Raw genomic sequence first — 16,650 nt, forward strand, 5'->3', positions numbered from 1 at the left:
GTTTGTGTTTGAATCAGTACTATCGTAGTTTTTGGAGAGGACGATTCGTACGATGCCTTGGCTACGCACGTTTCTTATATGAAGATTCGGCCCCGAGTCTCTGAAACATCTGAGAAATCGACCGTGATCAATGGACGTTATTGGCGTTCGCCTTCTGCTTCGATACTGACCAACTCAGTGTGGTTTCGATTCGAGAAAGGTTCCGGAGGTTGAACTTACGGTGGAGAGCGATTCGCATCAAATGTGAATGCTACGGCGGATGATACGCATGGCCCTCTCCATTGTCAACAGAACAAAACATTTTTCTCCCTCTTTCGGCAATCCCCCCAAACACCCTGCCCCCATTGAATCGGAAAAAGGGCTGTGATACACAGCCTCAAGGAGTACCGACCACCATGGCTGATGATCGAGACGAAGAAAGCCCAGGACGAGTATTTTCGCTATTTGAAGCGAATCAACTCATTCCACAACTCCAAACTCACCTGGAGACCGTCAAACAATTCAAATCCGTCCTTGTCCAAACCCGCGACGAGGTCAGAAAGGCCGCAGAGCAGGCGCTATATGGGGGCGGAACTCCTGTGGGACCGCAATACGTGGTCAGCCTCCAAACGATTAGTTCCAACCTTCACGCCATCCATGAATTGGGCGTCCATGTCAAAGATATCGATCTGGGCCTGTGCGACTTTCCCCATGCCCGTGACGGGCGAATAGTCTATCTCTGCTGGAAGCTTGGAGAAACTGAAGTCCGTTGGTGGCATGAAGTGACACACGGATACAAAGACCGATGCCCCCTTGAAGGCTCTACCTAGGCCGCGTTCATCCCAAAAATCAGTGAACCTTACCTACGCGAGGAAAGATCTACGATGAAATTTGTGATTCTTGGCTACGACGGTCCTGAGGGAGAAGCGAAACGGAAAATTCACCGTCCAGCCCATCTCGCCAATCTCGAGCCATTGACTCAACAGGGCCGCGTCATTCTTGCCGGTCCACTCACGGATAAGACCGGCAGTTTAATGGTACTGGAATTCGACTCACTGGCTGAGGCTGAGCAATTCGCCAATCAGGATCCCTATATGGTGAATGGCGTTTTTGAGCGGATTGAGATTCACCCGTTCATGCAGGTATTGCCCAAATAAATTCAACACTTCGACACATCTCTAGCTTCACAGCTACTCTTCTTTAGCGCTTACCAATACCAATATTCAAGGACCAGCCCATACTCTTGGGTACATTGTCCGGCCAGATATCGCGCGGTATAGTTGCACTATGAATCGCGCGACCTTGCTACCGCTCACACCTGCCGCTCTCTTGCTACCCATCATTTTTCTCGTTGCCTCTGAGGCCACCGCAACCGAAACCACGGTTGTGACCGAAGGTCAATACGTCATGGCGGACGGCGACACATTGGCGATGGCAGAAGACAAGGTCCTGCAACGTGCCCAACGCAAGGCGGTTGAGGAAGCCGGCATCTATCTGGAATCAACTTTCCACGATTACGAATCGGTGCGAAACGGAAAGAGCACGCAAGTCAGCGCGCTGGAGATTCGAACACTCGCTGCGGCCATTACCAAGACAGACGTCCTGGAATCACGGCGCAGCTTTGAGCACGGCCGACCGGTTTTTACCATTCGCATTCGAGCCGTGGTGAATGTGGATCACCTCCAAGAGGCGGTTCGGCGCTGGCGATCCGAAGAACAGTTAGCCGCACATTTCAGACAATTACAAAAGGAAAACGCCGAACTCAAGGCACAGCTCCGCGAGGCGCAAACGCCACCGTCAGGCGTACGCACACTTGCCATCGATCCACCAGGACGCACGGGGTCGCAGGGACAAGCACGCCACCTCCTTGAAACTGCCCTCCACTCGTATAACCTTCGCCAGAAAATCGATCTGACATCACAAGCCGCAGCACTGGATCCTCAATTCGTAGATCCGCTGATTGTCAGAGGACAGACCTATCTAAAGATGGCTTCCTTGGCCTTTTCCAATAAATCTCTCCCAAGTGAATATTCTGAGTATATCGACTGCGCCCGAATGGACTTTGACCGCGCCCTCATTTTAGACGCAAGAAATCCATGGGCACTCCTCGGACAGGGAGACGTACATACGTGGCTGAACCAGCCGGAAGTGGCCGAAAACGCTTACACACAGGCCCTGGAAATCGATCCCTTTTTCGACATTGCCCGCCAGCGACTCATTCGTGTGACGACTTCTCAAGCTCGCAAGCTGGTATCTACGAAGCAATGGGGGCCTGCGATGACGACCCTCAATCGGATGCTCAACTCATCGGCCTCTGAAAGCTGGATCCCTTCTCAAAAAGAGGCCTACCTCCTCCGAGGCGAACTTCACCAAAGACTGAATCAGTCTGCTCAAGCTATTGATGATTTGAGCGTCGTCATCGACATAGACCCCACCCACGTCCAGGCACTTATGATGCGAGGCCAGCTCTACCAAGAACAACAGCACGGACAACTCGCCAAAGAGGACTTCGAGCAAGCCTGCATCCTCGGCGCCCCAACCGCCTGTGAACAGCTCCCTTAGCACAGCAGATAGCGTAGTAGGAGAATATGGACGGCCAATGCATTTTAACAAAGGGCCATTCAGATCAAAATCGGCCAGATCGTGTTTGACAAGGAAAAAGTCAGCCCCCTATAATATCGGCCAATTTGGAGTCAGAATCACACGTCCAAGCACACACCTGATAGCCCCTAAAGGCCTAATCTCACTCTGCCTGTATAGCCCAAAAGCTCCGGGAGGTGGGCCTTCTGTGAGGTTGCAGAAGGAGTGGAGAAAAGCTTAGAGTGTTGACAGGATTCAAGAGTCAGAACTGAGTCGTTGCTGAGGACCTTCACCCTTTTGCCCGGAGAGTAAGGCGTAATGAGTCAATACCGCGTGCTTCCAGGACCAGAACACTTTCTGCCCCCCGCTGCCGCCAGTATGGGCATTCGGTTACCGAACCCGGGCGAAGCCCACATCAACGGCGTCATTGTCTCCGAAGAAAAGGCCTATGAAGAAGCTGCCAGGCAGTTCTTGATGGCCAAAGTGCCGACCCTCTTCCCTGGCCCCTTAGTGCTTTGGGCTTGGAATGAAAAAGCGGCCAAGAAGGCCACGGCAATCCGCCACCTGTACAACACCCTGAAGGAATGTGTGCAGCCTGGCCAAAAGCCCATGCTGATTCCCATGCCGGACTATCGCCCCAAGTACCCCAAGATCAATCCTGAAGTTGAAATCAATCCCAACCATCCGAATCTGACCATTTGGCACAACAAGATTGATTGCTGCATGTTCATCGGTGTGCACTGCCACCAGGCAAACCTGTCGCTCAAGATTATTCGGGGCGGGACCTCCTGCTACACGATTGCGATGTGCGCGCAGGCCGGGCATGAAGATGCGATGCTCTCATTCCGTGATGCATCCGTCGAAAAGATTATGACTCTGGCGGATTGGGTGAGAAAGTTGAAAGGGACAGTCCAACCACGGCTGACGTCAGCCAAGAGCGGGGCGTCAAACTAACCCGTTTGAAACTCCCTGTGCAGTGAAAGGAGGCTAGGTCCATGGCAGAGAATAAATCCCTCATCGGGACAAAAAATAAAAAAGGGCAGACCTTTACCGATACCTGGACGATGATGAACGACGCCCCGCGTACCCCGTCGTTCTATACAGGTAGCGAAGTCATTAAGGAAGCATTGCGGCGCGCCAGTTGCGACGTCATGATTGCCTATCCGATCACCCCGCAGAGTGAAGCGGCGGCATTGATCGGCGAATTGTTCGCAGAAGGCTACATCGGTGACTACTTCCGCGGTGAGAGTGAGTTTGCCGTCATGTCCCAGTGCGCCGGCGCCGCGTTCGGTGGCGCTCGCGTCTTTACGACGACCGCAGGCCCCGGCACGATGCGCGCCATGGAAAACTTCCCCATGTGGTCCGGCGCGCGGTTACCGATTCAGATGATCGTCACGTGCCGCGGCATCAACTCGCCGCTCTCCATTCAACCGGATACACTCGAAATCGCTTACCTCTTGAATACCGGCATGCTCGTCTGGCATGCGGAAACTGCCCAAGACTTCTTTGATTGGATCCTCAAGGGCTACATGGTATCGGAAGAGCCGGATGTGCACTTGCCTCTCGCGCTTTGCTGCGACGGGTTCTTTGTGACCCATACGAAGGACGTCGTGAATCTGACGCCGGCCGACATGTGCTTACCGCCCTACGACCCCTACCGCTCACCAGTTCCCTGCATGGACATGGAATGTCCGCCGGTCCGGATGATGCGCGATCCCTTTGTCATGAAGAGCAATTACATCAGCTACGCCACCCATGCCAGCTGGCAGCAAGAAATCTGGGCGGCGGTGGAACGCTCGAGAAAACATACCATCAAGTGGATCAACGGATTGGTCGACACCGAAAATACCGATGCCGACATCATGATCGTGGCCTCAGGGACAGCCGTCTCACAAGGACGCGAAGCTATCCGATTGTTAGAGGATGAAGGCATCCGCTGCGGATTAGTGAAAGTAAAGTCCTTGCGCCCCTGGCCGGAAGAGGAAATTCGGGAAGCCACAAAAAACGCCAAGCACATCTTCGTGCCAGAGTTCAATGTCACCGGATGGCTTGCAAAAGAAATCAAGGCAACAATTCCCAATCACCATCGGGTCCATTCCGGTCCGCGCGTATGCGGAGGCATGACGATGCCGCCGGAAATCATCGTTCAGGAAATCAAAACAGTCCTCGGGATGAAGACCGTCTCCCTGGCTGGTCGTGGAAGCTGAGCAATCAACACACGGTTACGCTATCTAATTTTGAACGAGACCCTTTGAGGAGGCATATATGAGCAAAGAACGTATTCAAATTTCAGAAGCCCTCTATGACATCATGCCGTCCGACTATCAGGACCTGGTCAAGAGCGCGACCTACGGCAAGGAAGATCGCGGCTGGAAGGATATCGGTAACAGCAAAGAACTCATCGAGCAGCACTCACTCTGCGCCGGCTGCCCGGAGTCTATGGCCTTCCGCTATATCCTGGCCTCACTCCCCAACCCCGAAGACACTGTGATGGTCGGTTCAACCGGTTGCACCAGCCTGGTGTTCCCGATGGTGGCCGTTCACAACATTCACTCTCTCTTCGGCAACCAGAATGCTATCGCGTCCGGGCTGAAGCGCGCTCTGAGCGTCCGTTTTCCAGGCCGGACAAAGGATGTCGTCGTCCTCGCCGGTGACGGTGCAACCGTTGACATCGGCCTCGACATGACCCTTCAAGCCTGGTTTCGCCAGGAAAAGTTTACGACCATTTGCTTCGACAACGAACTCTACGCCAACACCGGCGGCCAGGAGAGCGGATTGATGCAGAAGGGCTTCGTCGCCAAGATGGCTCCGGTCGGCAAGCTGTTCGACAAGGTCCGGTTGCCTGAGATTGCCCGCGAATCAGGCTGTCACTATGTCGTGAATTGCACGGTCAGCAAGCCCTCACTGGTTGAGAAAGTCATTCGTAACGCCGTGCACATCGCTCGCGAAATCGGCCCGACCTATCTCCAGCTCTATACGCCTTGCATTCTGGAAATCGGGAAGAACAGCATGGAAGGCCTCCAGGAGATGCGTGACTCCGAAAAGCCGACCGAGCGATTCGCGTACAAAGAATACGTCAGCGAGCCGGCCAAGCAATTGCTGGCCGAACTAGCGGCGAAGGATAAAGAACGGAAAGCGGCCGCCAAGCAATTGGCCGGGCAAGCCTAACGAAACCGGAGGTTGTCCATGATTAAGAAGAGACTCAATATCCGGATGTCGGGTTTAGGCGGACAGGGTGCGGTCACCGCAGCCCATGTCTTGGCCATGGCCGCCAACCGGGACGGAAAGTTTTCGATCTCCAACCCATTCTTTGGAGCGGAGAAGCGGATGGCTCCGGCGGAGAGCTATTGCCGCATCGGAATCGAACGGATCTATGACCGTGGCGAATTGGTATTCCCAGACGTGATCCAAGTATTTCACCCTCAGGTCATCACGATGGGCAAGAGCTATACGATGCCATTCTATTCCGGCGTGAAGGAAGGCGGCGTTGTGGTTATTAACTCCGCTCAGCCCCTTCTGTCGGAAGAAGATATTCAGCGGCTCAAAGACTTGAACGTCGCCCTGTTTTATATCGCCGGAACTGAGCTCGCCATCGAAGTCGCTGGCACTGAGCTATCCACGAACATGGCCATGATCGGGTCTGTGGCGGGTATTACCAAGTGCGTCTCCATGGAATCCCTAGATGGGGCGCTTCAGGAGCGGTTTGGAAAGAAATTCGTCGCCTCCGGTGGTACGGCTTCGTTGGATGAAGCGATCAAGAAGAAATTCGCCAAGAAAGAAATGCTGCTCGCCAAGAATCTGGCCACTGTCAAGGCCGCGTATGAGATCGCGAGCGAATGGGCAGATAAGAACAAGATCGAGTTACGAGTCGGCAATCCTGCCGTAGCCGCGTAAGAGAAGGAACTACGTCGCATGTATAACGTAGCGCAAGTCATCGATGAGAAATGCACTGCCAAGAAGGGCTGCCGCCTCTGTATCATGTATTGCCCGGAAGCCAACTGCCTGGATCTGAACTCCAGCAAGATGGTCGCCGAGGTCAATATTGATCGCTGCAAGGGGTGCGAGCTGTGCGTGGTCGTGTGCGACGCCGCAAAACACAATGCGATTGAGATGCAGGCCGTAAGCGCCACCGGTCAACTGATGGCGAAAAAAGGCGAATCCGCAGCTCTTGGACAAGCCTACCAAGGCTAATCCGTTACGACGTGAATAACGGGAAACCCCATAGCGTCCGCGCTATGGGGTTTTTTGTTGAGAAATGAGGGATCCATGGATACAGAAGACAACGTCATCAATGAGCTCCTCGCGGAGATCTCCGGACTGATCACGCAATACCCCAAAGCAATCGAGCGGCGCGCGGCGCAAATCCAAGCCTCAGGAAAAGATCCTGAACTCGTCGATAAGCTCGTGAAAGCGGCCGATACGATGCGAGATAGCGGAAATCTATATCTGACTTGGGCAAAGCACTATGCCGCACTGGCAGACGGCAATACGGATGCCTCTTCAGACGAAGATGAAACAGAGGACTTTGACGTCTAAAAAAGACTCCCGCTCCGCAAGAAGTTTTGCTAGAATGGGTCTCGCTTTCATTGCACCCTACGTTCCCCGGTAGCTCAGTTGGTAGAGCAGCCGGCTGTTAACCGGCTGGTCGCAGGTTCGAGTCCTGCCCGGGGAGCCAACATATAAAGAGGGCTGACGGCATTGTGCCGTCAGCCCTCTTTTCATTTCAGCTGTCATTCGTCTATGCCGCTAAATTCGATGTTCGTTGATTGGACGTCCGTGCGGCGACACCGCTCTTCAGGACAATCTCACAGATATGATCCAACCGTTCGATATGCTCATAGGCGGCCCATGGGTCTGCGGCCACGGCGCACACGCCATGGTTCGCCTGCCCAACGATGTCGAATTCGAGCGCCCCATCCTTCTGCAGCCCAAAACAATCGGCCGTGGCATCAGCCAGATCTCGAGACAGCGCCGGTAGGGCAGGAACCGTCCGACCAACCCTGGTATAGCGCGAGATCTCAGGAAACTCAGCGCTCATGGCCTGCAAGTCCACTCCTGCATAGATCGCCGCGACAATGTGGGTCGCATGCACATGAACTACCGTCCGTGTCTTTTTGGAGTCCCGTTGTAAATTCCAATGCATCCAGAGTTCGCCGGACGGCTGCTGGCCATCCCGAATTTTTGGAATCAGTTGATGCGTCACCGGATCACTCACAATCTCTAATCGAACCACATGCTCCGGATGCACGATCGTCTTTCGCCACCCAGACGGCGTGATATACAGATACCTCCCGTCCCGTTTCCGCATACTGATATTACCGTCTCTGGTCGTAATCCACCCACGCTCATACACCCGCCGCATCACGTCGCCGATTGCTGTTAACATGCCGCCCTCCTTCTACAAACTCCCAGGTCCCGTTATCGGTCGATGCGCGTCCTCGCTTGAGGACTTGCACGCAAGTCATCTCTGTTGAACTTTCGGTATACGATCACGGCCGGATATTGTTTATGATGGGGCACGATGATCCGCACATACCCCTTTGCTCCGCCCGCCATACTCCGGAACGCGCATCTCATGACCCTTGCGCCACGGTACTGGCCGCGAGATCTCTCACTGAGACAGATTCCTCAGCACGAACGTCTCTTTACGACTGAGCCTGGCACGCAGCTCCTCGGACTCTGCCACTGGCAGCCGCGCCCCGCTGAGTCTCCCACGCTCGTTCTTGTTCACGGACTAGAAGGCAGCGCGGACTCGCATTACATGCGTGGCATTACGGCAAAAGCGTACCGGCGTGGTTTCAATGTCGTGAGGATGAACCAGCGCACCTGCGGCGGCACCGAGCACCTTACGCCGACTCTCTATAACAGCGGGCTGAGCGGCGATTGCCGGAAGATTGTCAGAGAACTGGCGTCGGTAGACCACCTGACGCATATCTGGCTGGTAGGCTATTCAATGGGCGGCAATCTGGTACTGAAAGCAGCCGGTGAACTCGCAGGGACGGTACCGGCCCTCGCGGGGACCGTCGCGGTATGCCCGAATATCGATCCGACTCAATGCGTGGCGGCCTTGGAGCAGCCGCGAAACTGGATCTATCACTACCACTTCCTCTCACGGCTCAAAGCGCGCATGAAACGGAAAGCCGGGCTCTTTCCAGGCAAATGGGACTTGCGTGCGATGGGTTCGATGAAAACCATCAGCCAGTTCGACGACTACTATACCGCCCGAGACGGAGGCTATCGGGATGGCGCAGACTACTACGATCGCGCAGGAGCCCGGCACGTGCTGCATCAAATCGCCGTCCCGACCTTGATCGTCACCGCCCAGGACGACCCATTCATTCCCTACTCGCTATTCACCCGTCCTGAACTCATGGAGAACCAAAGCATCACCCTACTGGCGCCTCGCCATGGCGGACATTGCGGATTCTTCAGCGTGAGCCAAACCGGTGAAGACGCGTACTGGGCAGAGAACAGAATTATTGAGTTTGTAAGTCGCACGCGGTAACTGATGTGGCGGCCTCAACCAAGAGGGCCGCCACCGGGGACGTATCGGCTAAGCGGCTTTCTTCAATCGACGGGGAATAGTCGCAGCGACCAGCGGAGCACAGGTTCTGACCCAGGTCACAATGAGCCACGCAATAGCTGCCACAATGCCCACGATAAACATCCAGTTATAGATTCCCTTGGCGAATTTATTCAGAAACGGGCCACCCACCAGCAACAGGACTCCGTAGGCCAAAATCACCGTGGCCAGCGTCGTCACCGGAAGAATCAACGCCCGATAGGGCGACAGCCATTTCCAGTCCTCAGAAGGATCTCCCGCTAACTGGCGCGCGCCGAGCCAGGCGAGTGCGATCGTGCAACCATAACCAAGAAACTGGACCAGATCTGAAGCGGCTAACTTCCCCACCGCCGTCTCGCGAAAGAGCGGAACTTGTCCGAGGATCAGGGCGAACGCGCACGAGAGTATCATCGCCACACCGTACTGCATCAGCCACGCCCGTGCTTTCATCATGCACCTCCTGCCGGTATCGGGAAGAATCGCCCGACCCCTGACAAGCATACCACCACACCGATGGTTTCATAGAATCAACGTGATATGCGACAGAGCCGCCGAATGAGGAAGTGCCCAATCAAGCAGATTGAAGGTAGGTGCGGACATCCTGAACATACGTTTTGAATGGATCCGGCATGGGGAACGGTGTACGCCCGTCGACCTGAACGATCGACCAATTGATGACATAGGCCGGAAAAAACGGCTGGCCCTGCGCTTGCTCGCCAAGCACTTCAGCCGGACCGGCCGCTAATAAATGACGAATCAACTCTCCCCGCCCGAATGCACGCGTGTTACGTGGAGGATGTTCCATCGCGAGGGCAATCGCTTTGTCCGTCGTCATGCGAGGCACCCGCCCCTCTTCAAGCAGCCCGAAATAGAGGCCGCGATCCACACGCAAATTATGATATTCGAGATCGAGACTCTTGAGCGCCGGATCCTGCCACTCCAACTGTTCGGCTTCACGAAAGGATTCGAGCAGCCACAATTTGGAGGCCCAGTCGACACGCCCGACCAGCTTGGCATAGTCGCCGCGCAAGTCCGTCAGGACAGACTCCCACTGGTCGAGCACCCAGTCCGTCTCCTCGTCCTGCCCGGCGTAGGCCTCGCGTGCCGCCGCAAGAAATTGTTCCTGAATATCGATCGCCGAAATCGTCTTGCCCGATTGCAGCCGCACGATCCATTGGCGCTCTTGATCTTGGGAGATCTCTTGCAGGGTTTCGACCGGCTCATCGAGCTCCACACCGGCCGGCGCCTTCCCCTCTTCGATCAACTGCAACACCAATCCAGTCGTGCCCATTTTGAGCGCCGTGGCGACCTCGGCCATGTTGGAGTCACCGAGGAGTAGATGGATCCGGCGGTATTGATTGGGATCCGCCAGCGGCTCGTCCCGCGTGTTCACGATCGCGCGGTTCTGCTGCACCCACTCGAAGAAATCGTTGACGATATGATCGGCCCGCTGTGAAATCTGATAAGGGATCATCGTCTGGGGGCCGTGCGAACGCAGCGCCCCGCGCGGCACAATCAGGCGATCCATCTGAATCCAGGCATCCTGCGGATTCGCCGCCCCGATGCGGCCCGAGCCGGTGAAAATCTGTCTGGTGACTAAGAAAGTGACGAGAGGACTCAACCCTCTCCGGCTGAAGGGAAACCGGCGAGTGACCAGATAGTTCTCGTGCGATCCAAACGTCGCGTCGGTCTCATGGTCAATATTGTTTTTGATGAGCGAAATGGTCTCGCCAAAACCCAACGCTTCAATCGCCTCCTGTAGCAGTTGATCCCCGGCCCGATCGACTGCAACGAGATCGGCGAGCGACTGACATTCGGGCGAAGCATATTCAAGGTGCCCCATATCGAGATACATCCGCCCGGCATTCGTGAGAAAGCCTCCGTTCCCCGGAGGTTCATCGTGCCCGCGATGGTGCAGATCGAGCACTCCACGGCGCTGAACCTGGAACAGATAATTGCGGATCTGGTGAGCAAACCATGTCGGTGAGTGATCGGGACGATCCTCATTGACGAGGAGTCCGTACTCCGTTTCAAGGCCGAATATACGGTTCAGCATGAATACGCACCCCGATGGCCCACATAAAATGGATGATCGTGACTCTGCGTGCCTCTGATGGACTACCAAATCGGCAAGTGCTCGAGGCAGTCCCGATGCACCAGTAGTCCCTACTCCGTCTCAAGCCCGACTATACGGTTCAGCAGATTAGCGATTCACAACAGACTGAAAGTCGCCTGGAAGCAATCGCGCGAGTTCGGCGGACTTCAGTGCACGATACTTCGATGAACCGGCCTGCTGCCGCTCCAGGACCGCGCACTCCAGCGTCTTATCCGCCAGCACCTCACGAAGATGCGCGAGCAATGCAGTCTGATCGGGAATCGCTGCAACCGTCTCACCACTAGTCTCATGTCCGCTATCAGCCGACGCCTCTGACGAATCCTGCTGCTGATGCGCCAGCGATCCGATCGCCCAGGTGCGCAGAGCCAACTGCAAGCCCTGCTCAAGCGTGCAGGGAGACGGTTTCTGTGCCTTCAGATACTCTTGCATGCGCGCCTGCACCTGCTTCGTCGCGGCCAGCACGGCATACTCCTTGAGTTCTTCGAACGTTCCGTCATAGTTGATCGTGAGTAGCGTATCCTTCTCCGGTTTCTGACCCAACTCGGCCAGAAGAATCCTGACGATAAACGGCGCCTTATACACTTCTTCGAAAGCCTGCTTGATGACCGGAGCAATTCCGTATTTCACCAGGCGCGAACCGGTCACGTCGGACGGAGATCGGTTGAACCCTTCCGTATGCGCCATCTCTAACAGGCTGAATCGGAGCTTTTCCAGATCCGCCGGATGCCCCATGCCTCCGAGCGCAATCCGGTCGTAAATCTCATAGAGCTTCGACGTGCCTTTGCTGACGGTCGTCAGGAGAAGACCTCCGTCGTAGCCCAGAGCCACTACCGGACTCCCCTGCCTGAACTGCTCATCGAGGTAAGTCCGGCGATTGCCAACTGCTTCTACCCACCGATACGGCTCTTCATACATGGCACACCACCTTGGATTCGCAAGATAGATTCAATCGATTCTTAACCATCCGGCGATGGCCGAGTGATTCAATCCATCGATAACACTCTTCATACATGGCGAGACACCTTCGTTTCGAACAATTGTTTCAAGGTAGAATCCGGAACCGTCTTCAGTCCGTCCTGCGTAATGAACTTGATGACCGGATAGAGACTCGCTTCGCGGTTGACGCCGCCGGTGGCCGAATCGAACTCGGCGGCACTGGTTAGAAGCCGCAACGCTTGAATCGTCGCCTCCTCCTCCGTCATCACGGCCAGGGGACGCTCACCCCAAGTATTCACATAATGCAGAATGCCGCGGATCGTCGGCGACCCGGAGCCTGACACTGCATATTCGACTCCTTCAAACTCGGCCCCGAGAATGTCGTAGAAGAATATCTTAGCCGCGCCCTGCTCGAAGTCATAGCCGGCAAATACCGGCACTACCGCGCCGGTTCCCGCCAAGGCCGCGGCCACATTCTCTTTCAAGAGTTTCGACACCGCGCGCAACTTCCCTTCGAAGCTCAACTCCTGAAGCTGAGTCCGCCGGTAATATTTGAACGAGTGCTCAAGAATCCGCACCATTTCATAGGCCGTCGCCGGCACCCCCGCAATGGCCATCACGCTATGGCGATCGATTTCGAGGACCTTGTCCGTCCGGTCGTACATCACCATATTGCCGGCCGTCGCCCGGCGATCGCCGGCCACGAGGACGCCGTCACGATACTTGAACGCGAGAATCGTCGTCGCGCTCGGCAGATCGACTCCCGATCCGACAGCCGACGGCTGACCGAATTGATAGCCCTGCTCCTTCAACAGCTGAAAAAAATCTCCCTGCATTCCCATCCCTCTTACCTTACCCTTCTTTTCTAGGATAGCCGCCGTAGCCGCGGTTTCCAGCGCGCATCGAACGAGAGCCTTCTGAGGCCGCGCGTTGCGCGAGCACAAGCCCTGACTCGGCGCCCCGTTACTCCCCCGTCCGCTGCCGGTACCGTTCGGCCTGCTTCGGATCGACCTTCTTCATCCGCTTCATCAAACTATCCTTGTCGGGCGACCCAGTATCAGGGCGCCGTGGCCCGCCACCCTCTTCCGACGGGCTCGGCGCCTTCGGCATCGGATCAACCGGTCCCTCGCGTCGCTCAGGCATCATCTGGTAGATCATGACTGTGATTCCTTTCTTATCTCCCAGGCGGCTACGGCATCGGCCGGAGAAGCCGCCCGTTCAAAAATCTCGGCACAGGCCCTCACCTCGGTTGGATTAAACAGGTCGCCCATCTCCAGGGTCTTCCTCTTCAACCTGCCCGAGAACTGAATACGCTCCCACTGCATCGATGCGATCTGATCGGGAAACCGCCGCACACAGAGCCCGCGCAACCCGCCACGAGTATCGTGCGGACCGGCAGACAACGCCTGCTCGATGTCGGCTTCCGTGGTCATGCGCCAGGCCTTGCCTTCGGCCTCCAGACCGAGATACAGCCCGCGGTCGGCGTTCACATTGTGATATTCCAGATCCAGGCTCGCCAGCCATGGATCATCCCAGCCGATGCGTTCTTCCTGTACGAAGGTCTCCAGCAGCCACAGCTTCGTCACCCAATCGAGCTTGCCGACCAATTGGCTGCGATCCTGCGTAAGCAGACGCAGCGTCTCACCCCATTCGCGCAACACCCAGTCTGTTTCAGCATCGGCGCCGGCCAGCATGCGTCTGGCCGCCGTATAATACTGTTCCTGAATCTCCACCCCGGAAAGAGCCGGTCCCTGCTTCTGCCGCACGGTCGCCTTGAGGTCGGGATCCCGCGAAATCTGCTTCACCGCCGACACCGGATCGGCCAATTCAATCGCAGGAACGCCCCCCCGATCGATCAGATCGAGGACCAGCTGTGTCGTGCCCACCTTCAACGCCGTCGCATACTCACACATGTTCGCATCGCCGATAATCAAATGCAGCCGCCGATACTTCTCTCGATCGGCATGCGGCTCATCCCTCGTATTGAGAATGGGCCGGTTATGCATCGTATCGACGCTCAGATCCGTCTCCATGAAATCCGCCCGCTGAGAGAGCTGATACTGTCCCGGAACGAATCCGCTCTCCTGGGCCTCGATGCCGACTTTTCCCGCCCCGGCAATCACCTGGCGGCTGACGAGAAAGGGCAGGAGCCCTGCGACCAGTTGCGGGAATGGAATCGAGCGTGAGACGAGATAGTTGTCGTGGCAGCCATAGCTATGGCCGTGGAGATCCGTATTGTTCTTATAGAGCTGTACGTGCGGGCCACCGAGGGTACGATTCCTCCGCTCGGCCGCGCGCTGCACGACCCGCTCCCCGGCCCGGTCATGCGCAAGCAGATCGCGCAACGTTCGGCATTCGGGACTGGAGTATTCCGGGTGCGTATGGTCGTTGTAGAAGCGAGCGCCGTTCGGCAACACCAGATCGCTTTTCATCTCGTGAAATGAAAAGGGCCGGTGCGCATCGATCTTGGCGAAATCATCCTCTTCCTTATCCTGCTGGAGTCCGGACACCCGGAACCCCCGGGCGTCATCGTGCGGATCTTCGCCGCCGTAGTCCCAGCGCCGTTCGAACGAGGCCGTCAAATGCGCCCGCACCAGCTCCATCGACTCAACGACCGGATCGACCTCATCGAGATCTTCACGCGTGATCCCGTATTCTGTTTCAATCCCAAAGAGACGCATCATTAGATAATCTGATTGATCAATCGCTCTTCCGTCTGCCTGCCGCGCCGGAAAGACGATACCCCGACAACCTGTTCAGGATGATGGTCCAGCAACTTCAACCATTCTTCCGCCGCATCGTCCGGTGGCAGCATCTCGCCTTCACGGAACTCTGCCAAGACGGCATCGGAGAGGTCCTGTGCGATGAGCCCGACCGACTGGCCGGATTGGATCATGCGATCAATTGCCGTTTCCTTCGCGCGCTGCACGATGGACGAGAGGATCGCCCCGCTCACGAGATCGCCCCGATAGAGCACCTTATTCTGGCCGCTGCGGAGGCGGATGGAGAGCAGTCGATTCTCATCCGTCCGTTTGTAAATCTGGTCGATGACCCCATCCACCAGCGAGGCAAAGGCTTTCGTCTTGTCTCCGCCTCGTTCGGCGATGAGCGCTTGATCCAGCGGCAACTCGTTCGTCAGATACACTTTCAAAATCTCAGCAGCCGACTCGCGATTCGGCCGGCTGACTTTGATCTTGCGGTCAATGCGCCCAGGCCGCAATACCGCAGGGTCGATCAGGTCCGGCCGATTCGACGCGAGGATGATCACGACATCCCGCAGAGATTCAATGCCATCCATCTCGGAACAGAACATCGGCACGAGCGTGCTGGAAATATTGAACGAGCGCGACGCCCGTCTGGTCCCCAGAATCGACTCGGCTTCGTCGATGAAAATAAACGGGAGCGCCCCCTCGCGACGGCGGGCCCTGGCCTTGGCAAAGAGATCGCGGACCATCCGCTCCGACTCCCCAAGCCACATATTCAGAATCTCAGGCCCTTTAATATGGAGGAATGCCCCGCCGGTGATGGCAGGCAGGGTCTCGGTTTTTCCACCGGCCGCCATCGACTCACTCACGAGCTTCGAGAGGCTGGCGGCCGCCGCCTGACCGATCAACGTTTTCCCGCAGCCCGGCGGGCCGTAGAGCAGAAAGCCCTTGGGCTGTGTGAACTTGAACTGCTCAAACGTCTCCGCGTGCAGCAGCGGATATTCGATCGCCTTGCGGATCGCGCTGATCGCTTCCTGTTGGCCGCCGATCTGCTCCCAAGTGACAGTGGGCACCTCATCGAGGACGTGGGTCTTGGCCTTCCGGTCTTCCAGCTTCTCGATCGCGATCCGATGCCCCGGATCGATCCGTAATTCATCGCCCGCCTTCAGCTCCACCCCCACAAGGTCGCTCGACCGTTGGAGGATCATAGACTGACGGCCCATCTCCTGCTCGAAACGCAGCCGCCCGTCCGGCAGCGCTTCCGTCAGCTTGAGCACCGGCCCGTTCAGGTCATACCCCAGCGTCTTGATGACCGCATAGGCTTCATTCACCAGAATCTGCGCGCCGATCTTGAGATCAGCGGCAGCCACACGCGGATCCACGTTCGCATAATACTCGGCCCCGCCGACGACGATCCTGGCCAGGCCTTCACCCGGCAGATCGAGCAACGTGCCGATCCGGTTGGCCGGCGCCGTCAGCTTTGCCACCACCTCGCTGATCTTTTTAAATTCCGCGTCCCGTTGCTGCTGACTCGCGGCGCTCAACATGACGGAGTGCCGGAGCTTGTAGAGAATCTGCTGGCGGGGATCGTTCTCAGGAAAAGAAGCCAGGCATTGCTCGATCAATTCGAGCGGGTCTGTCGTCGTCGATGACGCTCGTTTCCCCGCTCCTGTATCTGCTGGGCCACCCGGCCCCTTGTCGTCTGCGCGATGGTCGCTCATGGTCATCTCCGGTTTGATCAAGCGTCATCATAACAACATGTCGGAGCCGGA

General features: G+C 56.5%; 18 protein-coding genes and 1 tRNA gene. 11 read left to right on the forward strand and 8 right to left on the reverse strand.

All coding sequences use genetic code 11. From position 1 onward, the window contains the following. Positions 1-395 precede the first annotated feature (395 nt). The 10 genes from NITLEN_RS02350 (at position 396) to NITLEN_RS02395 (ending at position 7,234) form a co-directional block, all read left to right on the forward strand. Positions 396-809 (forward strand): DUF2203 domain-containing protein, encoded by a 414-nt coding sequence (locus tag NITLEN_RS02350; protein ID WP_121987968.1) that lies wholly within the window; start codon positions 396-398, stop codon positions 807-809. Between the two features lie 54 nt (positions 810-863). After that, positions 864-1,136 (forward strand): YciI family protein, encoded by a 273-nt coding sequence (locus NITLEN_RS02355; protein WP_121987969.1) that lies wholly within the window; start codon positions 864-866, stop codon positions 1,134-1,136. Positions 1,137-1,266: 130 nt separating this feature from the next. Then, on the forward strand, positions 1,267-2,541 hold the full coding sequence (locus NITLEN_RS02360) for a tetratricopeptide repeat protein (RefSeq protein WP_121987970.1): 1,275 nt from the start codon (positions 1,267-1,269) through the stop codon (positions 2,539-2,541). Positions 2,542-2,877: 336 nt separating this feature from the next. Next, positions 2,878-3,513, forward strand: coding sequence for a carbon monoxide dehydrogenase beta subunit family protein (locus tag NITLEN_RS02365; RefSeq protein ID WP_121987971.1), 636 nt, complete (start codon positions 2,878-2,880; stop codon positions 3,511-3,513). A gap of 41 nt (positions 3,514-3,554) precedes the next feature. After that, the gene (locus NITLEN_RS02370; protein ID WP_121987972.1) at positions 3,555-4,766 is read left to right on the forward strand and encodes a transketolase C-terminal domain-containing protein; all 1,212 of its coding nucleotides are present in this window, start codon (positions 3,555-3,557) and stop codon (positions 4,764-4,766) included. Between the two features lie 58 nt (positions 4,767-4,824). Continuing rightward, on the forward strand, positions 4,825-5,727 hold the full coding sequence (locus tag NITLEN_RS02375) for a thiamine pyrophosphate-dependent enzyme (RefSeq protein WP_121987973.1): 903 nt from the start codon (positions 4,825-4,827) through the stop codon (positions 5,725-5,727). A gap of 18 nt (positions 5,728-5,745) precedes the next feature. Then, the gene (locus tag NITLEN_RS02380; protein WP_121987974.1) at positions 5,746-6,453 is read left to right on the forward strand and encodes a 2-oxoacid:ferredoxin oxidoreductase subunit gamma family protein; all 708 of its coding nucleotides are present in this window, start codon (positions 5,746-5,748) and stop codon (positions 6,451-6,453) included. 18 nt (positions 6,454-6,471) lie between these two features. Next, complete coding sequence (locus tag NITLEN_RS02385) at positions 6,472-6,750, forward strand: pyruvate ferredoxin oxidoreductase (protein WP_121987975.1); 279 nt, start codon at positions 6,472-6,474, stop codon at positions 6,748-6,750. Between the two features lie 75 nt (positions 6,751-6,825). Continuing rightward, on the forward strand, positions 6,826-7,095 hold the full coding sequence (locus NITLEN_RS02390; RefSeq protein ID WP_121987976.1) for a hypothetical protein: 270 nt from the start codon (positions 6,826-6,828) through the stop codon (positions 7,093-7,095). Between the two features lie 63 nt (positions 7,096-7,158). Continuing rightward, positions 7,159-7,234: transfer RNA gene (locus NITLEN_RS02395), tRNA-Asn, on the forward strand. 63 nt (positions 7,235-7,297) lie between these two features. Here NITLEN_RS02395 and NITLEN_RS02400 read toward each other — a convergent pair. Further along, positions 7,298-7,945: a class II aldolase/adducin family protein gene (locus NITLEN_RS02400; protein ID WP_121987977.1), complete on the reverse strand. Its 648-nt coding sequence runs from the start codon at positions 7,943-7,945 to the stop codon at positions 7,298-7,300. A gap of 189 nt (positions 7,946-8,134) precedes the next feature. On the opposite strand from NITLEN_RS02400, the gene NITLEN_RS02405 reads away from it, so the two are divergent. Continuing rightward, on the forward strand, positions 8,135-9,064 hold the full coding sequence (locus NITLEN_RS02405) for a YheT family hydrolase (protein WP_181416587.1): 930 nt from the start codon (positions 8,135-8,137) through the stop codon (positions 9,062-9,064). Positions 9,065-9,112: 48 nt separating this feature from the next. Here NITLEN_RS02405 and NITLEN_RS02410 read toward each other — a convergent pair whose 3' ends face one another. The 7 genes from NITLEN_RS02410 to NITLEN_RS02440 all read right to left on the reverse strand — a co-directional run bounded on the left by NITLEN_RS02410 (position 9,113) and on the right by NITLEN_RS02440 (position 16,599). Further along, positions 9,113-9,574 carry a hypothetical protein gene (locus tag NITLEN_RS02410; protein WP_146216069.1) on the reverse strand — a complete coding sequence of 154 codons (462 nt, stop codon included), beginning with the start codon at positions 9,572-9,574 and terminating at the stop codon, positions 9,113-9,115. 118 nt (positions 9,575-9,692) lie between these two features. Continuing rightward, complete coding sequence (locus NITLEN_RS02415; RefSeq protein ID WP_121987980.1) at positions 9,693-11,177, reverse strand: proteasome accessory factor PafA2 family protein; 1,485 nt, start codon at positions 11,175-11,177, stop codon at positions 9,693-9,695. A gap of 147 nt (positions 11,178-11,324) precedes the next feature. After that, positions 11,325-12,152, reverse strand: a complete 828-nt coding sequence (locus NITLEN_RS02420) for a proteasome subunit alpha (protein ID WP_121987981.1) — start codon at positions 12,150-12,152, stop codon at positions 11,325-11,327. Positions 12,153-12,241: 89 nt separating this feature from the next. Next, a complete protein-coding gene (locus tag NITLEN_RS02425) occupies positions 12,242-13,015 on the reverse strand; it encodes a proteasome subunit alpha (protein ID WP_121987982.1) in 774 nt (257 codons plus the stop codon). Positions 13,016-13,136: 121 nt separating this feature from the next. Further along, a complete protein-coding gene (locus NITLEN_RS02430) occupies positions 13,137-13,331 on the reverse strand; it encodes a ubiquitin-like protein UBact (protein ID WP_121987983.1) in 195 nt (64 codons plus the stop codon). Next, entirely contained in the window at positions 13,328-14,857 is a 1,530-nt protein-coding gene (locus NITLEN_RS02435; protein ID WP_245924366.1) for a proteasome accessory factor PafA2 family protein, read from the reverse strand. The genes NITLEN_RS02430 and NITLEN_RS02435 overlap by 4 nt, the downstream gene beginning before the upstream one ends. Further along, positions 14,857-16,599 (reverse strand): AAA family ATPase, encoded by a 1,743-nt coding sequence (locus tag NITLEN_RS02440; protein WP_121987984.1) that lies wholly within the window; start codon positions 16,597-16,599, stop codon positions 14,857-14,859. Before NITLEN_RS02440 ends, NITLEN_RS02435 begins: the two co-directional genes overlap by 1 nt. Positions 16,600-16,650: the final 51 nt, after the last annotated feature.

The sequence above is a fragment of the Nitrospira lenta genome (assembly GCF_900403705.1).
GTDB lineage: Bacteria > Nitrospirota > Nitrospiria > Nitrospirales > Nitrospiraceae > Nitrospira_D > Nitrospira_D lenta.